Source organism: Dyella japonica DSM 16301 (genome assembly GCF_001010355.1).
Lineage (GTDB): Bacteria > Pseudomonadota > Gammaproteobacteria > Xanthomonadales > Rhodanobacteraceae > Dyella > Dyella japonica.
In genome coordinates this window covers 13,486-31,096 of the sequence record NZ_JPLA01000015.1, presented here as the reverse complement: position 1 = coordinate 31,096, position 17,611 = coordinate 13,486, and the positions used below count along the sequence as shown (strand labels likewise).

The window sequence follows — 17,611 nt, the reverse complement described above, 5'->3', positions numbered from 1 at the left end:
GACCGGTCCGGATCATGCCCGCATGCCTATCCTGTCTCGCTTGCTGCTGATCCTTCTATTCGCCGTCGCTAGCGCCTCTCCCGTACTGGCCCAGGACACCCAGAACAACGGGCAGATCCAGCAGACAGTGCTCGCCACGCCTGATCAATTGAGCACCCAGCTCGATCAGGTCAAGAAAACGCTGACCGACAAGTCCAAGCTCACCGACGACATCCTCACCGGCGCGCGCAGCAAGACGCAGGCAATCCAGCAGCAGGCCGACCAGTTGACCACCAGCCTCGCTCCGCAGGCTGATGCGCTGAAGGCCAAGCTCGATGTACTCGGCCCGGCGCCCGCGAAGGGCGCTCCGGCGGAAACGCCGGAAGTGGCAGCCCAGCGCAAGCAGCTGACCAAGGATCAGACCGACCTTACCGGGCAGCTGACCCAGTCCAAGCTGCTCAGCCGCGAAAGCCAGCAGCTGCTCACCGAAATCGCCGCGCTGCGCCGCAATCTGTTCCAGGCGCAGATCAGCCAGCGCAGCGCCTCGCCGCTGAGCATGGCGTTCTGGAGCCGCTTCGCGCAGAACCTGCCTGATGACAGCGGCAATTTCCGGCAGCTCTCGCAGTCGGTGCAGGGCGCACTCGCCCAGGCCTGGCAGCCGGCCAATCGCCTGCCCTTCATCCTCTGCCTGAGCGCGGCCGTCCTGCTGCTCGCGGGTGGGCGGCGCGTCTTCGAATACAAGATGCTGGACATCGCGGCTCGCTATTTGCCGTCGGGTCATCTGCGCCGCAGCGCCATGGCCGCCGTCGTGACCGTCGGCACGACCCTGATCTATGGCATCGCCGCGTGGCTGATCTATCTGGCGGTGAACTGGAACGGCGTGTTCGACGAGGATCTGGACGAGCTGGTGCGCCCGCTGGTGCGCCTGATGTTTTACGTCGCGACCATGGCGGGCCTGGGCCGCGCCCTGTTGATGGTGAAGCATCCGTCCTGGCGCCTGCCGCCGATCTCCGACAACCTCGCTACGCGGCTGTGGCCCTTCCCCAGCCTGATGGCATACAGCGCCTTGCTGCTGGGCGTGATCGAGCGTGTCACCAACGACATCAGCGCCAGCCTTTCCACCGCCATGGCCGCGAATGCACTGGCCGCGACGGTGATCGGCGGCCTGGTGGCCTACGCCCTGGTGATCATGAGCCGTGCGCGCCGCGCCCTGCTCTCCAGCGGCGCGACGCCCGCATCCAGGCCGCTCTGGGTGGGCGTGCTGGTGCTGTGCGCATTCCTGGGCATGTTGATCACCCTGATCTCGGTGCTCACCGGCTATATCGCGCTCGCCTTCTATGTGGCGCGCCAGATGCTGCGCGCGGGTTTCCTGATCGCCGCGCTATATGTGGTCATGCACCTGATCAACGATTTGTGCGAATCGGTGCTCTCGCCCGACTCGCGCACCGGCATCCGGCTGCAGGAAAATTTCGGCTTCGCGCCGGCCAGGCTGGAACAGACCGCGACCGTGCTTTCCGGCGTTGGCCGTGCGTTCCTGCTGATGTTCGCCATCCCGTTGATCCTGGCGCCCTATGGTGCGGGCGCCAACGAACTGATGGATCGCGGCACGCGCATCTTCAACGGCCTCTCGCTGGGCACGCTCACCATCAATCCCACCAGCATCTTCAATGCGATGGTGGTGCTGGTGGTCGGTTACGTGATCGTGCGCCTGCTCAAGCGCTGGCTGAGCAAGCAGCTGCTGCCGAAAACCTCGCTGGACGTGGGCATGCAGATGTCCATCGTGACCTTGCTCGGTTACGTGGGCGGCATCCTGGTCTTCGTGCTGGTGCTGGGCGCGCTGAAGGTGGACGTGCAAAGCATCGCCTGGGTGGCCAGTGCGTTGTCGGTGGGTATCGGTTTTGGCCTGCAGGCGATCGTGCAGAACTTCATCTCCGGCCTGATCCTGCTGGCCGAGCGGCCGGTGAAGGTCGGCGACTGGGTGAGCATCAGCGGCGTGGAAGGCGACATCAAGCGCATCAATGTCCGCGCCACCGAGATCCAGCAGGGCGACCGCTCCACCGTGATCGTGCCGAACTCGCAGCTGATCACCCAGAACGTGCGCAACGTGACGCTGGCCAATGCGCAGGGCCGCGTGCAGATCCGCCTGCCGATGCCGCTGGGCACGGATCCGAATAAGGTGCGGCAGATCATCTTCGACATCCTGCGCAATCATTCGGTGACGCTCAACTCACCCGCGCCCACCGTGCAGCTGGACAGCATCGACTCCGGCTCGATGATGTTCGTGTGCACCGCCTACGTGAACAATCCGCGCGATTCGGGCACGGTCAAGAGCGACCTGCTGTTCGAGATCATCGATCGCCTGCGCAAGGCCAACCTGCCGCTCACCACCCCGCAGGACATGGTGGTGCGCACCATGCAGCACGATCCGGCCACGCCCCCCAGCCCGCCGACCACGGTCTTTCCGGGCAAGCCAACCTGACAGCGTCGACCCATCGGCCTAAACTCCAGGCGTCACCCGGAGCCCGTCGATGGGACACCACATCGTCGTACCTGCGCCGCCGCTCAACGCCCTGATTTCCCGCCTGTGGGATTGGGACATGCCGCCGGCTGCGCATTACTTCGAGCGGGTGCTGCCGGTGCCGGGCGCCGCGCTGATCATCAACCTCCATGAGAACGAGACCCGCAGCTACAGCGACGACGCGGATCGCCGTTGCCTGCGCGCCGCCGCCTCGGTGATTGGCGGACCGTGCCTGCGCAGCCAGATCATCGACACCGCCGAACAGGTGCGCGTGATGGGGGCGGTGTTCCACCCCGGTGGCGCGCATGCCTTCACCGGCGAAGACCACGAGGCGCTGGTCGGCCAGGACATCGGCCTGGAAGACATCTTCGGCCACAGCGCCCACGGCCTGCGCGAGCAGCTGCTGGACACGCCCTGCCCGCACGAGCGACTGGCCCTGCTGGAGCAATGGCTGCTTGCCCATATGCGCAAGCCGCAACTGGCGCCCGAGGTGCTGCATGCGCTGGGCGAAATCGGCGCACGGCCGCAAGTGGCGCGCATCGGGCCGCTGGTGCGCGATATCGGGTTGTCGGAGTACCGCTTTGGCCGTCTATTCCGCCGGCAGGTAGGCATGGGGCCGAAGCGTTACGCGCGACTGATGCGCTTTCGCCATGTGGTGGACGCGGTGTATCGATCGGCCGCCGTGGACTGGAGCGGCGTGGCGATCGACGGCGGCTACGGCGACCAGGCGCACCTGGTGCACGAGTTCCGCGACTTTGCCGGGATGACGCCTACCGCGTTCATGGCGGCGCGCGGGCCTTATCCGAATCACCTGCCCCTGGACTGAAGGCGGTATCGATTGCCGACGCAGCTTCACGCGTAGCTTCATCTGGTCCGTGGCATGATCGGCCATCCCCGTCGAGTCCCCGCCATGTCTGCCGACCTGTTCTCGCCTGCCATCGCGCAGGGCCCTGCTTCGCGTATCCGTGTCGGCATCGGCGGCTGGAACTTCGCGCCGTGGCGTAGCAATTTCTATCCCGCCGGCCTGGTGCAGCGACGGGAACTGGAATACGCCAGCCGCCACCTGCGCGCCATCGAAATCAACGGCACCTATTACGGCGCGCAGAAGCCCACGACGTATGCGAAATGGGCGGCTGAAACGCCGGACGGCTTCGTGTTCTCGTTGAAGGCGCCGCGCTATGTCACCGAAGGCAAGCGGCTGGCCGACGCCGGTCGCGGCATCGACGGCTTTGTGTTTGGCGGCCTGGCCGAGTTCGGCGATCGCCTGGGGCCGGTGCTGTGGCAGCTCACGCCGACGCGCCCGTTCGATGGCAACGATCTGGCCGCCTTCCTCGACCTGCTGCCACGCGAACTCAACGGCCGGCCCATGCGCCATGTGCTGGAAGTGCGCCATCCCAGTTTTCTCGATGAACGCTATGTGGAACTGGCGCGTTCGTACCGCATCCCTACCGTGTTCACCGATTCGTCCGAGCATCCGTCGCTGGCCGACCTGACCGGCGATTTTGCCTATGCGCGCCTGATGCGCAGCGAGGCGCAACTGGAGACGGGCTATCCATCGGGCGACCTGGATATCTGGACCACGCGCGCACGCGCCTGGGCCGAGGGCCATGACCTGCCGGAGCTGCCGCACGTGTCGGCGCCTTTGAAAACCCAGGCGCCGCGCGACGTGTTCATCTACTTCATCAGCAGCGCGAAGGAACGCAATCCCGCCGCGGCCATGTCGCTGCAGCGGCGGGTGGACAAAAAGGGCTGACGCCGGCGTGCCTGGGCGCGCCGGAGGATCTACACTCGCGCCACTCTGACCAGGCGTTTCGTGATGCGCGCACTCAAACCCTTGCTTCTGCTGGCCGTGCTGGCCGTGGCGGCGCTGCTGTGGGGTCGTCATAGCTCTGAACCGCTGCCGCAAGGCGGTGTGGTGTCGCCAACCGCGGCGCCGCAAGACAGCGTGGTATCGCAAGAGGCCACGACGCCGGTCACCGCGCCGACACGCAACGATACGCTGCCGTCGTTCCTGCCGCCGGAAGCGGCCGATATCCTGCGGCGCATCGCCAGCGGTGGTCCGTACGAACATCGCCAGGACGGCGTGGTGTTCCAGAATCGCGAAGGACGCCTGCCGGCCAAGCCGGAGGGCTACTACCACGAGTACACGGTGGACACGCCGGGACTCGATTACCGCGGCGCGCGACGCATCATCACCGGCGGCACACCGCCGCAGATCTACTACTACACCGACGACCACTACCGCACGTTTCGCCAGTTCGAGGTATCCCGATGAGCGCGCAATTTGATCTGGATTTCGGCGATGCCGAAGACGGTGGCATTTTCTTTGTCACCAGCGAGGATCTGGAACCCCTGGCCGAAGCAGCCGGCATGCAGGGACTGCGCGTATGCCGCGTCAGCCTCGCCGACTACACTGATCACGAAGCGCTGTTCGATCGCCTGACCCAGGCACTGCGCCTGCCCGCCGACTTCGGCCGCAACTGGGATGCGCTGGCCGACAGCATGCGCGATCTGTCCTGGCTCAAGGCGACTGGCTATATCCTGCTGTTCGATCACGCCGAGCAGATGCGCGGCCGCAACGAGGACGACTTCGATACCCTGCTGGATATTCTCGAAGAAGCGGTGGACTACTGGCAGGACGCCGGCGCCCCGTTCTTCGTGTTCTTCGCGCTGCCCGAAAGCGCTTTTGATGATACCGACGACTGAGTAAGCACATCACCATGCAAGAGATCGATTTCGACCTGGACCGCGACTACGTGGAACTCAACCAGCTGCTCAAGCTGGTGGGTCTATGCGACAGCGGCGGCGCGGGCAAGGCCATCGTGGCGTCGGGCGTGGTTTACGTGGATGGCCAGCAGGAGCTGCGCAAGACCTGCAAGATCCACGCAGGCCAGGTGGTGCAGCTGGAAGACTTCGTCATCCACGTGAACGCGCTGGACTGATCAAGCCTCGGGCATCGGCAGCGCGGCGAGCCTGGCGTCCAGCACCGGCGATGCCGGCAGGCGGATGCCGAACTGTTCCTCGATCACCCGCTTGATCTCGTCGACGTTCTGCAGCGTGCGACGCACCGACTCGTGCCCCAGGGCATGCATCGCGAACTCGCGGTTGCGCAGTGCGAGCCGGCGATCGGCCAGCGTGCGCGCGACGATCAGGTTGTGCCGGAACAGCGACTGCGGGAAGGTCGAGGTGAAATGGTTGCCCACCACATAGTCGACCGGTTCCGCCGGCTGCAGGCGAAACCGGTACAGCGTGCGCCACTGCTCGCCCACCCGCGCCTGTATGCGCCACTGCACGCCGTCCGTGACGAGGCGGAACGGCTCCAGTGAGGTGGGCTGCGCCTCGTCGACCACCAGCCTCAGCGCACCGCCCAGCGCCATGCTGCCGAAGCCGACATCGGCCAGCCAGCTCTCGCCCTCCACTTCCACGCGCAGCAGCATATGCGTCTGCGGGCTCTCGGCGTCCTCGGGTTGGTTCCACAGCACGCGGGCGATCAGACCGGTGACGTCGAAGCCCACCGCCTTCAGCACCGCGCTGAACAGCGCATTCTGTTCGAAGCAGTAGCCGCCGCGCTGGCCGTTCACCAGCTTGGCCTCGATCGCGGCGAGCTCCAGCGATACCGGCGCGTCCGTCAGGGGATCGAGATTCTCAAACGGAATGGCTGCGATATGCGCCGTGGCAAGTGCGCGCAGGGTCGCTACGTCGGCCCTGGGCTCGCCGACGAAACCGATGCGTTGCAGGTAGCCCTCGAGATCAAGCTGATGCGGCATGGCGGCCTCCCTGGCGAAGAAAGCCGCACGATAACACCGCCTTGGCGAGGCCTTCGCACCCGGCCGGGCGCAAGCTGTCAGGATGCAGGTAACCGGAAGCGACCCGGCGGCGAATAAGGAAGCAAGGCCCGCGCAGTGCTGCGGGCATGCCGTCCCCCTCCTCGATGGAGCGTTCCTTCATGAGCATCCGCCGATTCAAGCTGTTTCCCGCCCTCGCGGGCCTACTTCTGATGGCAGGCCTGGGCGCCTGCACGCTGGCCGCGGCCGGCGACAACACCGTGCTTCCCGACCCCGCGGTCGACGCCGCGCCTGCCCAGGGTGATCAGGTCGCCGTCTTGGCCGGTGGCTGTTTCTGGGGCCTGCAGGCGGTGTTCGAGCACGTCAAAGGCGTGAAGAAAGTGTGGGCCGGTTACTCCGGAGGCGCCGCCAACACCGCCGAGTACGATCGCGTGAGCGATGGCGACACCGGCCACGCCGAATCCGTGAAGATCGTCTACGACCCGAGCAAGGTCAGCTATGGCCAGTTGCTGAAGGTCTACTTCTCGGTCGCCACCGACCCGACGCAGCTCAATCGCCAGGGTCCGGACGTGGGCACGCAGTATCGCTCGGCGATCTTCTATGGCAACGACGACCAAAAGCGCGTCGCCACCGCATACATCGCGCAGCTGACCGCCGCGCATGCCTATGGCGATCCCATCGTGACCCAGGTGGTGCCGCTCAAGGGCTTCTATGTCGCGGAGTCCTATCACCAGGACTATGCGAAGCGTCATCCCGACGAGCCGTACATCGTGTTCAACGATGCGCCCAAGGTGACCCATCTGAAGCAGCAGTTCCCGACGCTTTATCAGCCTGACCGCGAACTGGTCAGCGTCACGCTGCACTGACGATCAACCCGCCTCGGGCGGCACCAGGCGCAGGTGGGAATTGCCCTGGCGCCGTCCGGGGCTGAGCAATTGCGCGATCACGTTCGGTTCGACCGGACGCGAATACAGGAAGCCCTGCCCTTCGGTGCATCCCGCACGCAGCAGGAAGCGATGCTGTTCTTCGGTTTCGATGCCTTCGGCAATCGGGCTGATATCGAGGCGGCGGCACAGCGTCAGCATGGACTCGACGATGGCGCCGTCACTGACGTCGTCGGGTAGGCCGGCGACGAAACTCTGGTCGATCTTCAGGTAATCGATGGCGCGCAGCTTCAGGTAGCTCATCGACGAATAGCCGGTGCCGAAATCATCGATCGCCACGCCCACGCCCAGCGAGTGCAGCGCGTGCAGGGTGCGCTCCATCTCCTCGCCCAGGCGCAGGATCGCCCCCTCGGTGATCTCCAGCATCAGTCGCTCGGGCGCCAGGCGCCGCGCTTCCAGCAGCATGCGGATTTCGTCGACGAAATTGGCCTGCCCGAACCAGTTCGCCGATACGTTCACCGCCATGCGCAACGGTGGCAGACCGGCCTTATCCCACGCGGACATCTGCTCGCACGCGGCCTGCAGCACCCATTGGTCGATGCGCCGGATCAAGCCCAGCTTCTCCGCCATCGGAATGAATTCGCCCGGCGCGATCAGCCCGCGCTGCGGGTGATACCAGCGCAATAGCGCCTCCACCGCCACGATGCGGCCGGTGCGCATTTCCACCGTGGGCTGGTACATCAAGCGGAACTCGTTCTCCGACAGCGCCTTGCGCAGCTCCGAGGCCAGTGCGATGCGACGCCGTGCATCGGCCTGCATGCGCGGCGAGTAGAAGCGGAACGCGTTGCGCTCCTCGGTCTTGGCCGCGTACATGGCGGCATCGGCGTTGGTGATCAGGGTGGGCACGTCGGTGCCGTCGAGCGGAAAACAGGCGATGCCGATGCTGGCGCTGAGGGCGAGTTCGTAGTCGCCGACCGCGAACGGCGTCGACAGCACCGTCAACAACCGGCCCGCCAGCGCACTCGCCTGCTCGCGCGAATGCAGATCCGACAGCAGCACGGTGAACTCATCGCCACCGATGCGGCCCGCCACGCCGTGATCGCCCAGCTCATAGACGACGCGCTCGGCCACTTTCACCAGCAGGTGATCGCCGATGGCGTGGGTGTAGCTGTCGTTCACCGCCTTGAAGGCATCCAGGTCGATGAAGATCACGGCGGCCATCCCGCGTTCGCGCTCGGCCGTGGTGACGGCCTGCACGCAGCGGCGCTCGAACTCGGCCCGGTTGGGCAGGCCGGTAAGCGTGTCGTGCGCGGCCATGTATTGCAGGCGCTGCTCGTTCGCCTTGGCGGTGCTGATGTTGTTGATCACCGCCACGTAATGCTGCACCTCGCCTTCCGGGTTGCGGATGGCGCTGATGCTGAGCAGCTCCGGATAGCTGGTGCCGTCCATGCGGCGACTGCGCACTTCGCCGACCCAGTTGCCCTCGGCCTCGATCACGTCCCACACCGAGTTGGGCAGCGGCGAGCCGTCGGCCAGGCAGCGCAGGTCGTCGAAGCGCAGCCCCTGCAGGGCCTGCACGGTGAAACCGGTCATGCGGATATGCGCGGCGTTCACGCGCGTCACGCGCCGATCCGCCTCGGCGATGATCACACCCTCGGCGATGCTGGCCAGCGCCTCCGAGGCGATGCGTCGCTGCTGCTCCAGGTTCACCCGTTCGGTGATATCGCGCAGGATCGACTGCCGCACGCTCTGCGATCCCCAGTGGGTCACGCTGCTGCGCATCTCCACCGGACGCAATTCGCCGTCGGCCATGCGCAACTCGCCGGTGACGGCGCCATCGGCGCGATGCAGCAGCGGCGTAAAGAAAGTGGACAGCGCTTCGCCGGTGAGCTTGTCCACGTCGCGGCCGGTCCACTGCATGGCGGTGCGGTTGGCCTCCAGGATGCGCCCGCTTTCGTCGTCCACCATCAGGATGGCGTCGGCGGCGCTGTTGAACAGCGTGCTGTAGCGCTCTTCGGTGCCGCGGATGCGCAAGAGGATGCGCTGGGCCATGCGCAGCCACAGCAGGGAGGCGATGCAGGCGGTGAGGAACACCGCCGCGAACAGCACCCTGCCGAGCCAGATCGCGCCCTGCGCCACCTCCAGCGAGAAACCGTTGGTGAGCGGCTCCAGATCGTTGTTGAGCCCGTTGATGCGGTCGAGCTGCCACTGCAGCCATGCCGGCTCGGGCTGTCCGCGCGCATAGGCTTCGCTCAATTCCTTGGCCACGCCATCGAGTTGGCCCAGCGGACCATCGGCGGCGCGCCATAGCGATACGGCTTCGTGCATGTGCTGCACGTCCGTGCAGCAGCGCAGCATGAAGATCATGCCGGGCTCGGCCTGCGGCAGGATCTTGCCGCGCTGGAACGCCTCATGGATCAGCTTGCGGTCGTAATGGCCCGAGGCGATCGCGTCACGCGCCCAGCCGTCGGACGACAGCAACTCGTAGTTTCGGCGAAAGGCCGCCAGCCGGGCAGCATCGCCGGACTGGGCATAGCCGAGCAGGTCCACCACCGCCTGCTTCTGCGCCTTGCTCCAGACACTCTCGCCGTTGAGGAAACCGGCGAGAGTGACCTGGACCTGGAGGGCTCCCCAGGTAAGCATGAGAATCAGGCCGATGACGGCCACCAGCCCATAGGCCAGTGGCCTCAAGCGCCGGGACAGCGGTCTTGGAGAGGTGCTACGGATCAAATCCATGGCGTCCTTTTACACGACCACTCCATAAAGCTACATCTCGTCCCGTCACGCTGTCGACGACGAGATCCCCTTTACGCCGCTTGCTCTGCCACTTCGTTCACCGCGTGCTGCACCAGACAACGCTCGAGACCATAGTGCAGGCTCACGTAGCTGCGCTCGATGCATTCACGCAGATGCTCCACTTCCTCCTCCGCGGGCTGGCTGCCCATCAGGGTGCAGACGATCTCCAGCGCCTCCCACGGATGAGTATCGTCATAAGCGGCGTGTAGCTGAAGCCAACGCAGGGTCGACTTGCGGCCGGCCGCCGGCAGGCTGTTGGCGTAGGCCACGCTGTCAAACACCTTCTGGGACCATTCGCCGGTGACGCCTTCGATCGCGTAGTTGGTGGCCGCGATACCGGCAGCCAGCGTGTCGCGGGCGCAGACGTCGTGGCACCACTCCGCGGCTGTCTGGGTGCCGCGGGGCGGCAGGCCGTCGAGCACTTCCTCGCGCGACACGCCAGAGCCCTCGGCCCAATCCAGCCAGTACTCGGCATGGTTCTGCTCCACGCGGATGTTGCGGACCAGCCAGCGTCGGGCCATGTTGTCGCCGGCACTGCGTCCATAACGCGTCTTGAGCAGGCTCAAGGCCATGAAGCCCGGGAAGCGCTCGATCAGCGACCAGGTGCCGACCATGAAGTTGCGCACGGTAGCCAAGTCGATACTACCTTCGCTCATCATGTCCCACATCACGTGGTCGCGGACGCTCCGGCGGGCGGGTTCGCAGGCTTCGATCATGTCGCGTGCCCATTTCGGGTAGCTGGACAGTTCGGTCAGCGAGCCGGTGCGTACATTGTTGGTGTTCATGCAGTTTCTCCAGTCGTCATTCAAGGAAACCGCCGGACCCTGGCCGGCGGCCCGACACAAGCCGTGCCGGACTACCAGTGTGGTCACGCCTCGAATGGCTTGCGAACGCCAGTTCGCGAAGCTACCTGGCAAAATGCACGCAAGTGATTGATTAACAGAGAAAAAGTAAAAATCAGCCAAGGAAGCCCCGGCACCATCCTGGCGGAAAACTGACGACGAAATACTGGCGCGCGCCAAGATTTTGACGCAGCACCCGACGAATCAAGCAGCGTTGCCGCGATAGACAAACGCGCGCCCCGCGCCGCCGCCGATGGCACCCGGCGATCAGTCGCGAGGCGCGCGTTTCGTCAATTCGAACCGAACACGCCGGACAAAATCATCACCAGGCCGACCACCGACCCGGCCCAGATCAAGGTGCGCAGGTAAGGAATGCCGGCCGCAAAAACCGGCAGGTAGATTACCCGTGCCCAGAAGTAGATCTGTGCACCAAGCGCGGTCGTGCCCGTGGTGCGCTGCCCCACCACCACGACCAGCACCGCGGCCGCGAAAAACGCGAAGGTCTCGAGAAAATTACGGCAGGCCCGACTGGTCCGGTCGGCGGCGCCGGTAAGCGGGGCTTCGCCGGTGCGATTGCTGGCACTCCAGGCCAGGCCTCGCTGCATGGTGGCGAGCGTGACGGCAACCACCACGTAGACCAGACCCAACACAATCGACCACGCCAACATCTTCAGTTCGACCGGCATATCGCCACTCCTGGTTGGATGATGTGGCGACATCATGCGCCCGGCCGGAGCCCGGCACCACCGAGGCGGCCCTAAGGCTGGACAGAAGACGCCACGGTTCGCGCCATATCGGCAAACAGCGCAGCACGCTGCGGGTCGCTCGCTGGTGAATCCATCAGGAAGGCCGCCACCAGCACGGTGTGGCCGTCGGGCCAGCGAATGATGCCGATATCGTTGAAGGCAGCCGTGCGCTTGCCCAGCGAGCCGGACGTACCGGTCTTGTCGGCAAACCGCAGGCCCGCAGGCAAGCCCGCGCGCAGGCGGTTCGGGATCGTTTGCGCTTCCATCAGCGCGAGCAGGCGCTGCGTCGATACCGGCGACAGCAGCTCGCCCTGGACCAGCTTGCGCAGGAACGCGATCGCCGCATCCGGCGTGCTGCGATTGCGCGGGTCGGCGAGAAAGGCCTGATAGCCCGACTGGAAACGCTGGTCCGCGGCCGCGTCGCTTTCGTGCGCCGGCGGCAGTTCGCCCGGACGCAGACCGTGAAACACCTGCGCGATGCCCGCCTCGTCCACATCCACGCGCATGCCATCGATGCCGTGCGCGTGCAGATACGTCGTCACCACGCCGGGGCCACCCGCGACGCGTATCAAGGCATTGACCGCCGTGTTGTCGCTCTCGGTCACCGCGGCTTTCAACAGCTGCTCGACGGTGAAGCTCATGCGCTCACCGTGGAAGTGCGCGCCCAGGGACGGGATCGCCGAGCCTCCCATCACCTGATCGCGCGTCACCGTCACTGACTGCTGCAGCGACAACGAGCCATCGTCAATCCGCGACAGCACCGCAGCGGCCACCGGCGCCTTGAACACGCTCATCATCGGGAACGCGCGATCCGCATCGACGCCCGCCGCTGCGCCCGACTTCAAGTCGAGCACGGCCACGCCCAGGGTGCCCGGCCGCGCACGCTGCGCCAGGGCATCCAACGCATGCTGAAGCGGCTCGTTCGTTGGGGTTACCGACGGTGGGCTGGCCGCGAGCGACATGCCCGACGCAGCCACGCAGGCGATCGCAAATACCGGCATCAAACAAGCCCGGAGGGCGGTCGAAAGAGCCATGGAGAATCCCTTCTGTATCTGGATGACCCCGTCACTTTCGCAGCTGACCATGGCAAATCACGGGCGCAGAACTGGCCCTGCCCCGGCACGCAGCGAGCGGTGCCCTGCGCCATGCGCAAGGCACCGCGACGCGATCAGATCATCGGCAGGTTCAGGCCCTGCTCTTTCGCGCAGTCGATGGCGATCTGGTAACCGGCATCGGCATGACGCATCACGCCGGTGCCCGGGTCGTTCCACAGCACGCGCGCAAGACGCTGGTCGGCCGCTTCGCTGCCATCGCATACGATGACCACGCCCGAATGCTGCGAATAACCCATGCCCACGCCGCCGCCATGGTGCAGCGACACCCAGGTCGCGCCGCCGGCCACGTTGAGCATGGCGTTCAGCAGCGGCCAGTCGCTGACCGCATCCGAACCGTCGCGCATCGCTTCGGTCTCGCGATTGGGGCTGGCCACCGAACCCGAATCGAGATGATCGCGGCCGATCACCACCGGCGCCTTCAGCTCGCCGTTGCGCACCATCTCGTTGAACGCCAGGCCCAGCTTGTGGCGCAGACCCAGACCCACCCAGCAGATGCGCGCCGGCAGGCCCTGGAAGTTGATGCGCTCCTTGGCCATGTCCAGCCAGCGATGCAGGTGCGGATCGTCGGGGATCAGCTCCTTCACTTTCTGGTCGGTCTTGTAGATGTCTTCCGGATCACCCGACAGCGCCACCCAGCGGAATGGACCGACGCCGCGGCAGAACAGCGGACGCACGAAGGCCGGCACGAAACCCGGGAACGCGAACGCATCCGCGCAACCTTCGTCCTTCGCCATCTGGCGGATGTTGTTGCCGTAATCGAACGTCGGCACACCCTGCTGGTGGAACGCGAGCATCGCTTCCACGTGCGTCTTCATCGACTGCTTGGCGGACTTGGCGGTGCCGGTCGGATCGCTCTTGCGGCGCTCGAACCACTGCTCAACCGTCCAGCCCTGCGGCAGATAACCGTTGACCGGATCGTGCGCGCTGGTCTGGTCGGTGACCGCATCCGGACGCACGCCGCGGCGCACCAGCTCCGGCAGCACATCGGCCGCGTTGCCGAGCAGCGCGATCGACTTTGCTTCGCCAGCCGCGGTGTATTTCGCGATGCGCGCAAGCGCGTCGTCCAGGTCTGTCGCCTGCTCGTCGACGTAACGCGTCTTCAGGCGGAAATCGATGCGGCTCTGCTGGCATTCGATGTTCAGCGAGCACGCACCGGCCAGCGACGCGGCGAGCGGCTGCGCGCCGCCCATGCCGCCGAGGCCGGCGGTGAGGATCCATTTGCCCTTGAGGCTGCCGCCGTAGTGCTGGCGACCCATTTCCACGAAGGTCTCGTAGGTGCCCTGCACGATGCCCTGCGAGCCGATATAGATCCACGAGCCGGCCGTCATCTGGCCGTACATCATCAGGCCCTTCTTATCGAGCTCGTTGAAGTGCTCCCAGTTCGCCCATGCCGGTACCAGGTTGGAATTGGCCAGCAGCACGCGCGGCGCATCCGGGTGGCTCGGGAAGACGCCGACCGGCTTGCCGGACTGGATCAGCAGCGTCTCGTTGTCGTTGAGCTCGCGCAGGGCGCGCAGGATCGCGTCGAAGCATTCCCAGTTGCGCGCCGCCCGCCCGATGCCGCCGTAGACCACCAGTTCGGCCGGATTCTCCGCCACTTCCGGATCGAGGTTGTTCTGCAGCATGCGGAACGGCGCCTCGGTGAGCCAGCTCTTGCAGGTCAATTCGGTGCCGCGCGGCGCGCGGATGGTACGGGTGGTGTCGATGCGGGTGGGAGCGTTCATGGGAAGCGTCACAGCCAGGGGAAAGTGCCATTGTGACGAGGCCAGCCGGCGCCCGCAAACCGCATTGCGGCAAAGTCCCGCCGATCCACCTTTCGGCACTTTCGCGCCGCACAAGGCGAAATCATGCTTGCCCCACTCCCCCTGAGGTTGCGCCCATGCAGCGTTTCCTGATACTGGCCGTGATGGCGATGGCCGCGTCCGTTGGTCACGCGCAGGCTGCTGAAACATCGCGTTGCGCGGTGTGGCAGCGAGAACTGTCGTTCGCGGCATCCGTGGATCGGCACGACGAGAAGGCATTCGCCGAGCACATCGACAACGATGCCGTGTTCGCGGCGAACACGGCGCATCCGCAGCGCGGCCGGGCAGCCATCGTCAAACAGTGGAAGGGCCTGCTCGAAGGCAAGAGCATGCGCGTGCGCTGGTACCCCGCATGGGTGGTGCAGGCAGGCGATCCTTCGACCGTGCTGTCGAGTGGACCTGCCCTGCTGGAAAACCTCGCGCCGAACGCAAACCCGCGCTTCACGCTGATCGCATTCAGCACGGTGTGGCATCGCGGCGGCGACGGCGTGTGGCGCGTGATGTTCGATGCCGGCGACGAAGGACGCACGGCGACCGCACAGGACGTGGCGAATTTCGAGTCAGGGCGCCGTGCGGAATGCGCGCCTGATCTCGTGTCGCTTGCCGTCGTTCACTGAACGCGCAGCACGCATCATTGCAATGATCCATGGCGCGGCGATGCAGCCGAACTTCGAAAGCCTTGGCGGCTGAACCCGTTGATATTGATGTCCGAAAACGGCCAGTCCGGATCGATCCCCGGTGCTAACCTTGCGCCATGGCCACTCCAACCGCCCCGTTGCCCGACGACCGTACCTGCGAGCAGGCCCGCCTCAGCCGCGACGCGCGCTTCGACGGACTGTTCTTCACCGCCGTCACCAGCACGCGCATCTACTGCCGCCCGGTCTGCCCTGCCCCATCGCCGAAGCCGCAGAATGTGCGTTATTACGCGAGTGCCGCGGCGGCGGAAGCGGCCGGCTTTCGGCCATGCCTGCGTTGCCGGCCTGAACTGTCGCCCGGCAACGATGCGTGGCAGCGCGGCGACCATGTGATTGCGCGCACGCTGAAATTGATGGACAGCGGCGCGTTCGACGAATTGTCCGTGGATGCGATGGCCGAACGCGTCGGCGTCGGCGCGCGGCAGCTGCGCCGGTTGTTCGTGGAACGACTTGGTGCGCCGCCGATCAGCGTGCATACGACGCGACGCCTGTTGTTCGCGAAGCAGCTGCTGACCGAGACCACCATGCCTGTCACGGAAGTCGCGCTCGCGTCCGGCTTCGGCAGCTTGCGTCGCTTCAATGCCGCGTTCCTGCAAGCGAACCGCATGGCGCCGCGCGACCTGCGTCGCCACCCCGGCGCGGCGACCGGCGATGCGATCACGCTACGGCTTGCGTATCGGCCGCCTTACGATTTCGAGGCGATCCTCGCGTTCCTGCGCGGCCGCGCACTGCCCGGCGTCGAACACGTGGACGAACACAGTTATGCGCGTGTGTTCGGTACGCCCGAAGCGCCGGGCTGGCTGCGCCTGAGTGCATGGCCCGGCCACGATCATGCGCTGCGGCTGGAGCTGCACTGCCCACAACCGGCGCAGATGCTGGGCGTGGTGAACAAGCTGCGCCGGATGTTCGACCTGGACGCCAGCCCGCAATCGATCAGCGATGCGCTGAAGGAAAGTCCCGTGCTGCGGCCACTGCTGCGCAAGCGTCCCGGTTTGCGCCTGCCGGGCGGCTGGGACGGCTTCGAGATCGCCGTGCGCGCGATCCTCGGCCAACAAGTGAGCGTGGCGGCTGCGCGGACGCTGGCGACGCGCATCGTGCAGCACTTCGGCACACCGGTGGTATCGCCGGTGCCAGAACTGCAGCGCCTGTTCCCGGGCCCGGAGTTGCTGGTCGATGCGGATCTGCGTTCGATCGGCCTCACCACGGCCCGTGCGGCGACCGTGCGCGGCGTCGCCCAGGCGCTGTTGGACGGGCGCATCGATTTTCGCAGCGAGCAACCGCTGGACGAATTCGTGGAACGCTGGGTCGCCCTGCCGGGCATCGGCGAATGGACGGCGCATTACATGGCGATGCGTGCGCTCAGCCATCCGGATGCATTTCCCTCGGCCGACCTGATTCTTCGTCGCGTTGCCGCCGGTGACGGTCCGGAGTTGTCGACCAAGGCGCTGACGTCGCTCGCCGAGGGTTGGCGACCGTGGCGCGCGTACTCCGTCATGCACTTGTGGCGCAGCGCCAGCGACGCCGCCGCATCGAGCAAGCAGGTGGCCTGATGAACGAGCTTATTTTTCACGACGAGATGGACACGCCGATCGGCCTGCTGCGCCTGGTCGCGGACGAAGCCGGACTGCGCGAGATCTGGTTCTCCACCGGTCGCCATCAGCGCGCACCAAACCCGGCGTGGATACGTGCACGTGAGCCTCTCGCCCAGACGAGGCAGCAGCTCGAAGAATACTTCGCCGGCGTTCGCCAGCAATTCGATCTCAAGCTGCATCCGCTGGGCACGCCGTTCCAGCAGGAGGTGTGGTGGGAGCTGTCACGCATTCCTTACGGCACCACCATCAGCTACGGCGAACTCGCGCGCCGCATCCAGCATCCGCAAGCCGTGCGTGCCGTGGGCGCCGCGAATGGACGCAATCCACTGCCGATCGTGCTGCCGTGCCATCGCGTGATCGGTGCGAACGGCAGTCTCACGGGCTTCGGCGGCGGGCTGCCGACCAAGCAGTTTCTGTTGGCGATGGAAAGCCGCATCGCCGACGGTGACTTGTTCGGCGCGCAGCTTACGCACGCTGCGCACTAGGCCAAGGGTCGACGATCAGCGCTCGTTCGCCGCCGGCGGTGGTGTCAACGCGTTCTGGTAGGAATCGAGTTGATGCGGCCGGTGCGATAGGTGATACGTCTCCGGCGTGGCCGGCGCCGGTGTTGGCTTGCCCTTGCTCGCGGGTATTGCCTTCGCATCAACATGCGATGTCTTCGTATTCGCCTGCGATGCCGGCTTGCGCGTCGTCGTGGTGGCGGACGCTTCCGCCGTGGCGCTGCTCGCGGGTGCGCCACTGGCTTGCGGATACGCCGCTGCCATACCGGCCCAGCACGAGCAAGTGACGAAAGTTGCGCAAAGAAAAAGACGTGTAATGGTCATACGCCTGGGCGATCATACGGACTTTGTATCGAT

At 65.7% G+C, this 17,611-nt stretch carries 17 protein-coding genes; 10 read left to right on the top strand and 7 right to left on the bottom strand.

From position 1 onward, the window contains the following. The first annotated feature begins 22 nt into the window (after positions 1 to 22). From Y882_RS06595 to Y882_RS06570, 6 genes are all read left to right on the top strand, one after another. Positions 23 to 2,458 carry a DUF3772 domain-containing protein gene (locus tag Y882_RS06595; protein ID WP_046971110.1) on the top strand — a complete coding sequence of 812 codons (2,436 nt, stop codon included), beginning with the start codon at positions 23 to 25 and terminating at the stop codon, positions 2,456 to 2,458. Positions 2,459 to 2,507: 49 nt separating this feature from the next. Further along, entirely contained in the window at positions 2,508 to 3,323 is an 816-nt protein-coding gene (locus Y882_RS06590; RefSeq protein WP_046971109.1) for an AraC family transcriptional regulator, read from the top strand. A gap of 84 nt (positions 3,324 to 3,407) precedes the next feature. After that, a complete protein-coding gene (locus tag Y882_RS06585; protein ID WP_046971108.1) occupies positions 3,408 to 4,250 on the top strand; it encodes a DUF72 domain-containing protein in 843 nt (280 codons plus the stop codon). A 63-nt stretch (positions 4,251 to 4,313) separates the two neighbouring features. Next, positions 4,314 to 4,772, top strand: coding sequence for a guanyl-specific ribonuclease (locus Y882_RS06580; protein WP_046971107.1), 459 nt, complete (start codon positions 4,314 to 4,316; stop codon positions 4,770 to 4,772). Next, positions 4,769 to 5,203, top strand: coding sequence for a barstar family protein (locus tag Y882_RS06575; RefSeq protein WP_046971106.1), 435 nt, complete (start codon positions 4,769 to 4,771; stop codon positions 5,201 to 5,203). Before Y882_RS06580 ends, Y882_RS06575 begins: the two co-directional genes overlap by 4 nt. Before the next feature lie 14 nt (positions 5,204 to 5,217). Next, on the top strand, positions 5,218 to 5,439 hold the full coding sequence (locus tag Y882_RS06570; RefSeq protein ID WP_046971105.1) for an RNA-binding S4 domain-containing protein: 222 nt from the start codon (positions 5,218 to 5,220) through the stop codon (positions 5,437 to 5,439). On the opposite strand, the gene Y882_RS06565 is transcribed toward Y882_RS06570, so the two are convergent. Then, positions 5,440 to 6,264 carry an arylamine N-acetyltransferase family protein gene (locus Y882_RS06565; RefSeq protein WP_046971104.1) on the bottom strand — a complete coding sequence of 275 codons (825 nt, stop codon included), beginning with the start codon at positions 6,262 to 6,264 and terminating at the stop codon, positions 5,440 to 5,442. Positions 6,265 to 6,443: 179 nt separating this feature from the next. Here Y882_RS06565 and msrA point away from each other — a divergent pair, with 179 nt between their 5' ends. Then, positions 6,444 to 7,148: a peptide-methionine (S)-S-oxide reductase MsrA gene (msrA, locus tag Y882_RS06560; protein ID WP_046971103.1), complete on the top strand. Its 705-nt coding sequence runs from the start codon at positions 6,444 to 6,446 to the stop codon at positions 7,146 to 7,148. Positions 7,149 to 7,151: 3 nt separating this feature from the next. On the opposite strand, the gene Y882_RS06555 is transcribed toward msrA, so the two are convergent. The 5 genes from Y882_RS06555 to hutU all read right to left on the bottom strand — a co-directional run bounded on the left by Y882_RS06555 (position 7,152) and on the right by hutU (position 14,389). Further along, positions 7,152 to 9,902, bottom strand: a complete 2,751-nt coding sequence (locus tag Y882_RS06555; protein ID WP_046971102.1) for a putative bifunctional diguanylate cyclase/phosphodiesterase — start codon at positions 9,900 to 9,902, stop codon at positions 7,152 to 7,154. A 71-nt stretch (positions 9,903 to 9,973) separates the two neighbouring features. Further along, positions 9,974 to 10,747, bottom strand: a complete 774-nt coding sequence (locus tag Y882_RS06550; protein WP_046971101.1) for an iron-containing redox enzyme family protein — start codon at positions 10,745 to 10,747, stop codon at positions 9,974 to 9,976. 347 nt (positions 10,748 to 11,094) lie between these two features. After that, positions 11,095 to 11,490 carry an MAPEG family protein gene (locus Y882_RS06545; RefSeq protein ID WP_046971100.1) on the bottom strand — a complete coding sequence of 132 codons (396 nt, stop codon included), beginning with the start codon at positions 11,488 to 11,490 and terminating at the stop codon, positions 11,095 to 11,097. Positions 11,491 to 11,561: 71 nt separating this feature from the next. After that, on the bottom strand, positions 11,562 to 12,551 hold the full coding sequence (bla, locus tag Y882_RS06540; RefSeq protein WP_244466268.1) for a class A beta-lactamase: 990 nt from the start codon (positions 12,549 to 12,551) through the stop codon (positions 11,562 to 11,564). 167 nt (positions 12,552 to 12,718) lie between these two features. After that, the gene (hutU, locus tag Y882_RS06535; protein WP_046971099.1) at positions 12,719 to 14,389 is read right to left on the bottom strand and encodes a urocanate hydratase; all 1,671 of its coding nucleotides are present in this window, start codon (positions 14,387 to 14,389) and stop codon (positions 12,719 to 12,721) included. Positions 14,390 to 14,544: 155 nt separating this feature from the next. On the opposite strand from hutU, the gene Y882_RS06530 reads away from it, so the two are divergent. The 3 genes from Y882_RS06530 (at position 14,545) to Y882_RS06520 (ending at position 17,239) form a co-directional block, all read left to right on the top strand. After that, a complete protein-coding gene (locus Y882_RS06530) occupies positions 14,545 to 15,084 on the top strand; it encodes a YybH family protein (protein ID WP_052949742.1) in 540 nt (179 codons plus the stop codon). A gap of 137 nt (positions 15,085 to 15,221) precedes the next feature. Continuing rightward, a complete protein-coding gene (locus Y882_RS06525; RefSeq protein WP_046971098.1) occupies positions 15,222 to 16,712 on the top strand; it encodes a DNA-3-methyladenine glycosylase 2 in 1,491 nt (496 codons plus the stop codon). Beyond that, complete coding sequence (locus tag Y882_RS06520) at positions 16,712 to 17,239, top strand: methylated-DNA--[protein]-cysteine S-methyltransferase (protein WP_156171343.1); 528 nt, start codon at positions 16,712 to 16,714, stop codon at positions 17,237 to 17,239. The genes Y882_RS06525 and Y882_RS06520 overlap by 1 nt, the downstream gene beginning before the upstream one ends. Before the next feature lie 157 nt (positions 17,240 to 17,396). Here Y882_RS06520 and Y882_RS06515 read toward each other — a convergent pair whose 3' ends face one another. Beyond that, positions 17,397 to 17,594, bottom strand: a complete 198-nt coding sequence (locus Y882_RS06515; RefSeq protein ID WP_046971097.1) for a hypothetical protein — start codon at positions 17,592 to 17,594, stop codon at positions 17,397 to 17,399. Between the last annotated feature and the right edge of the window lie 17 nt (positions 17,595 to 17,611).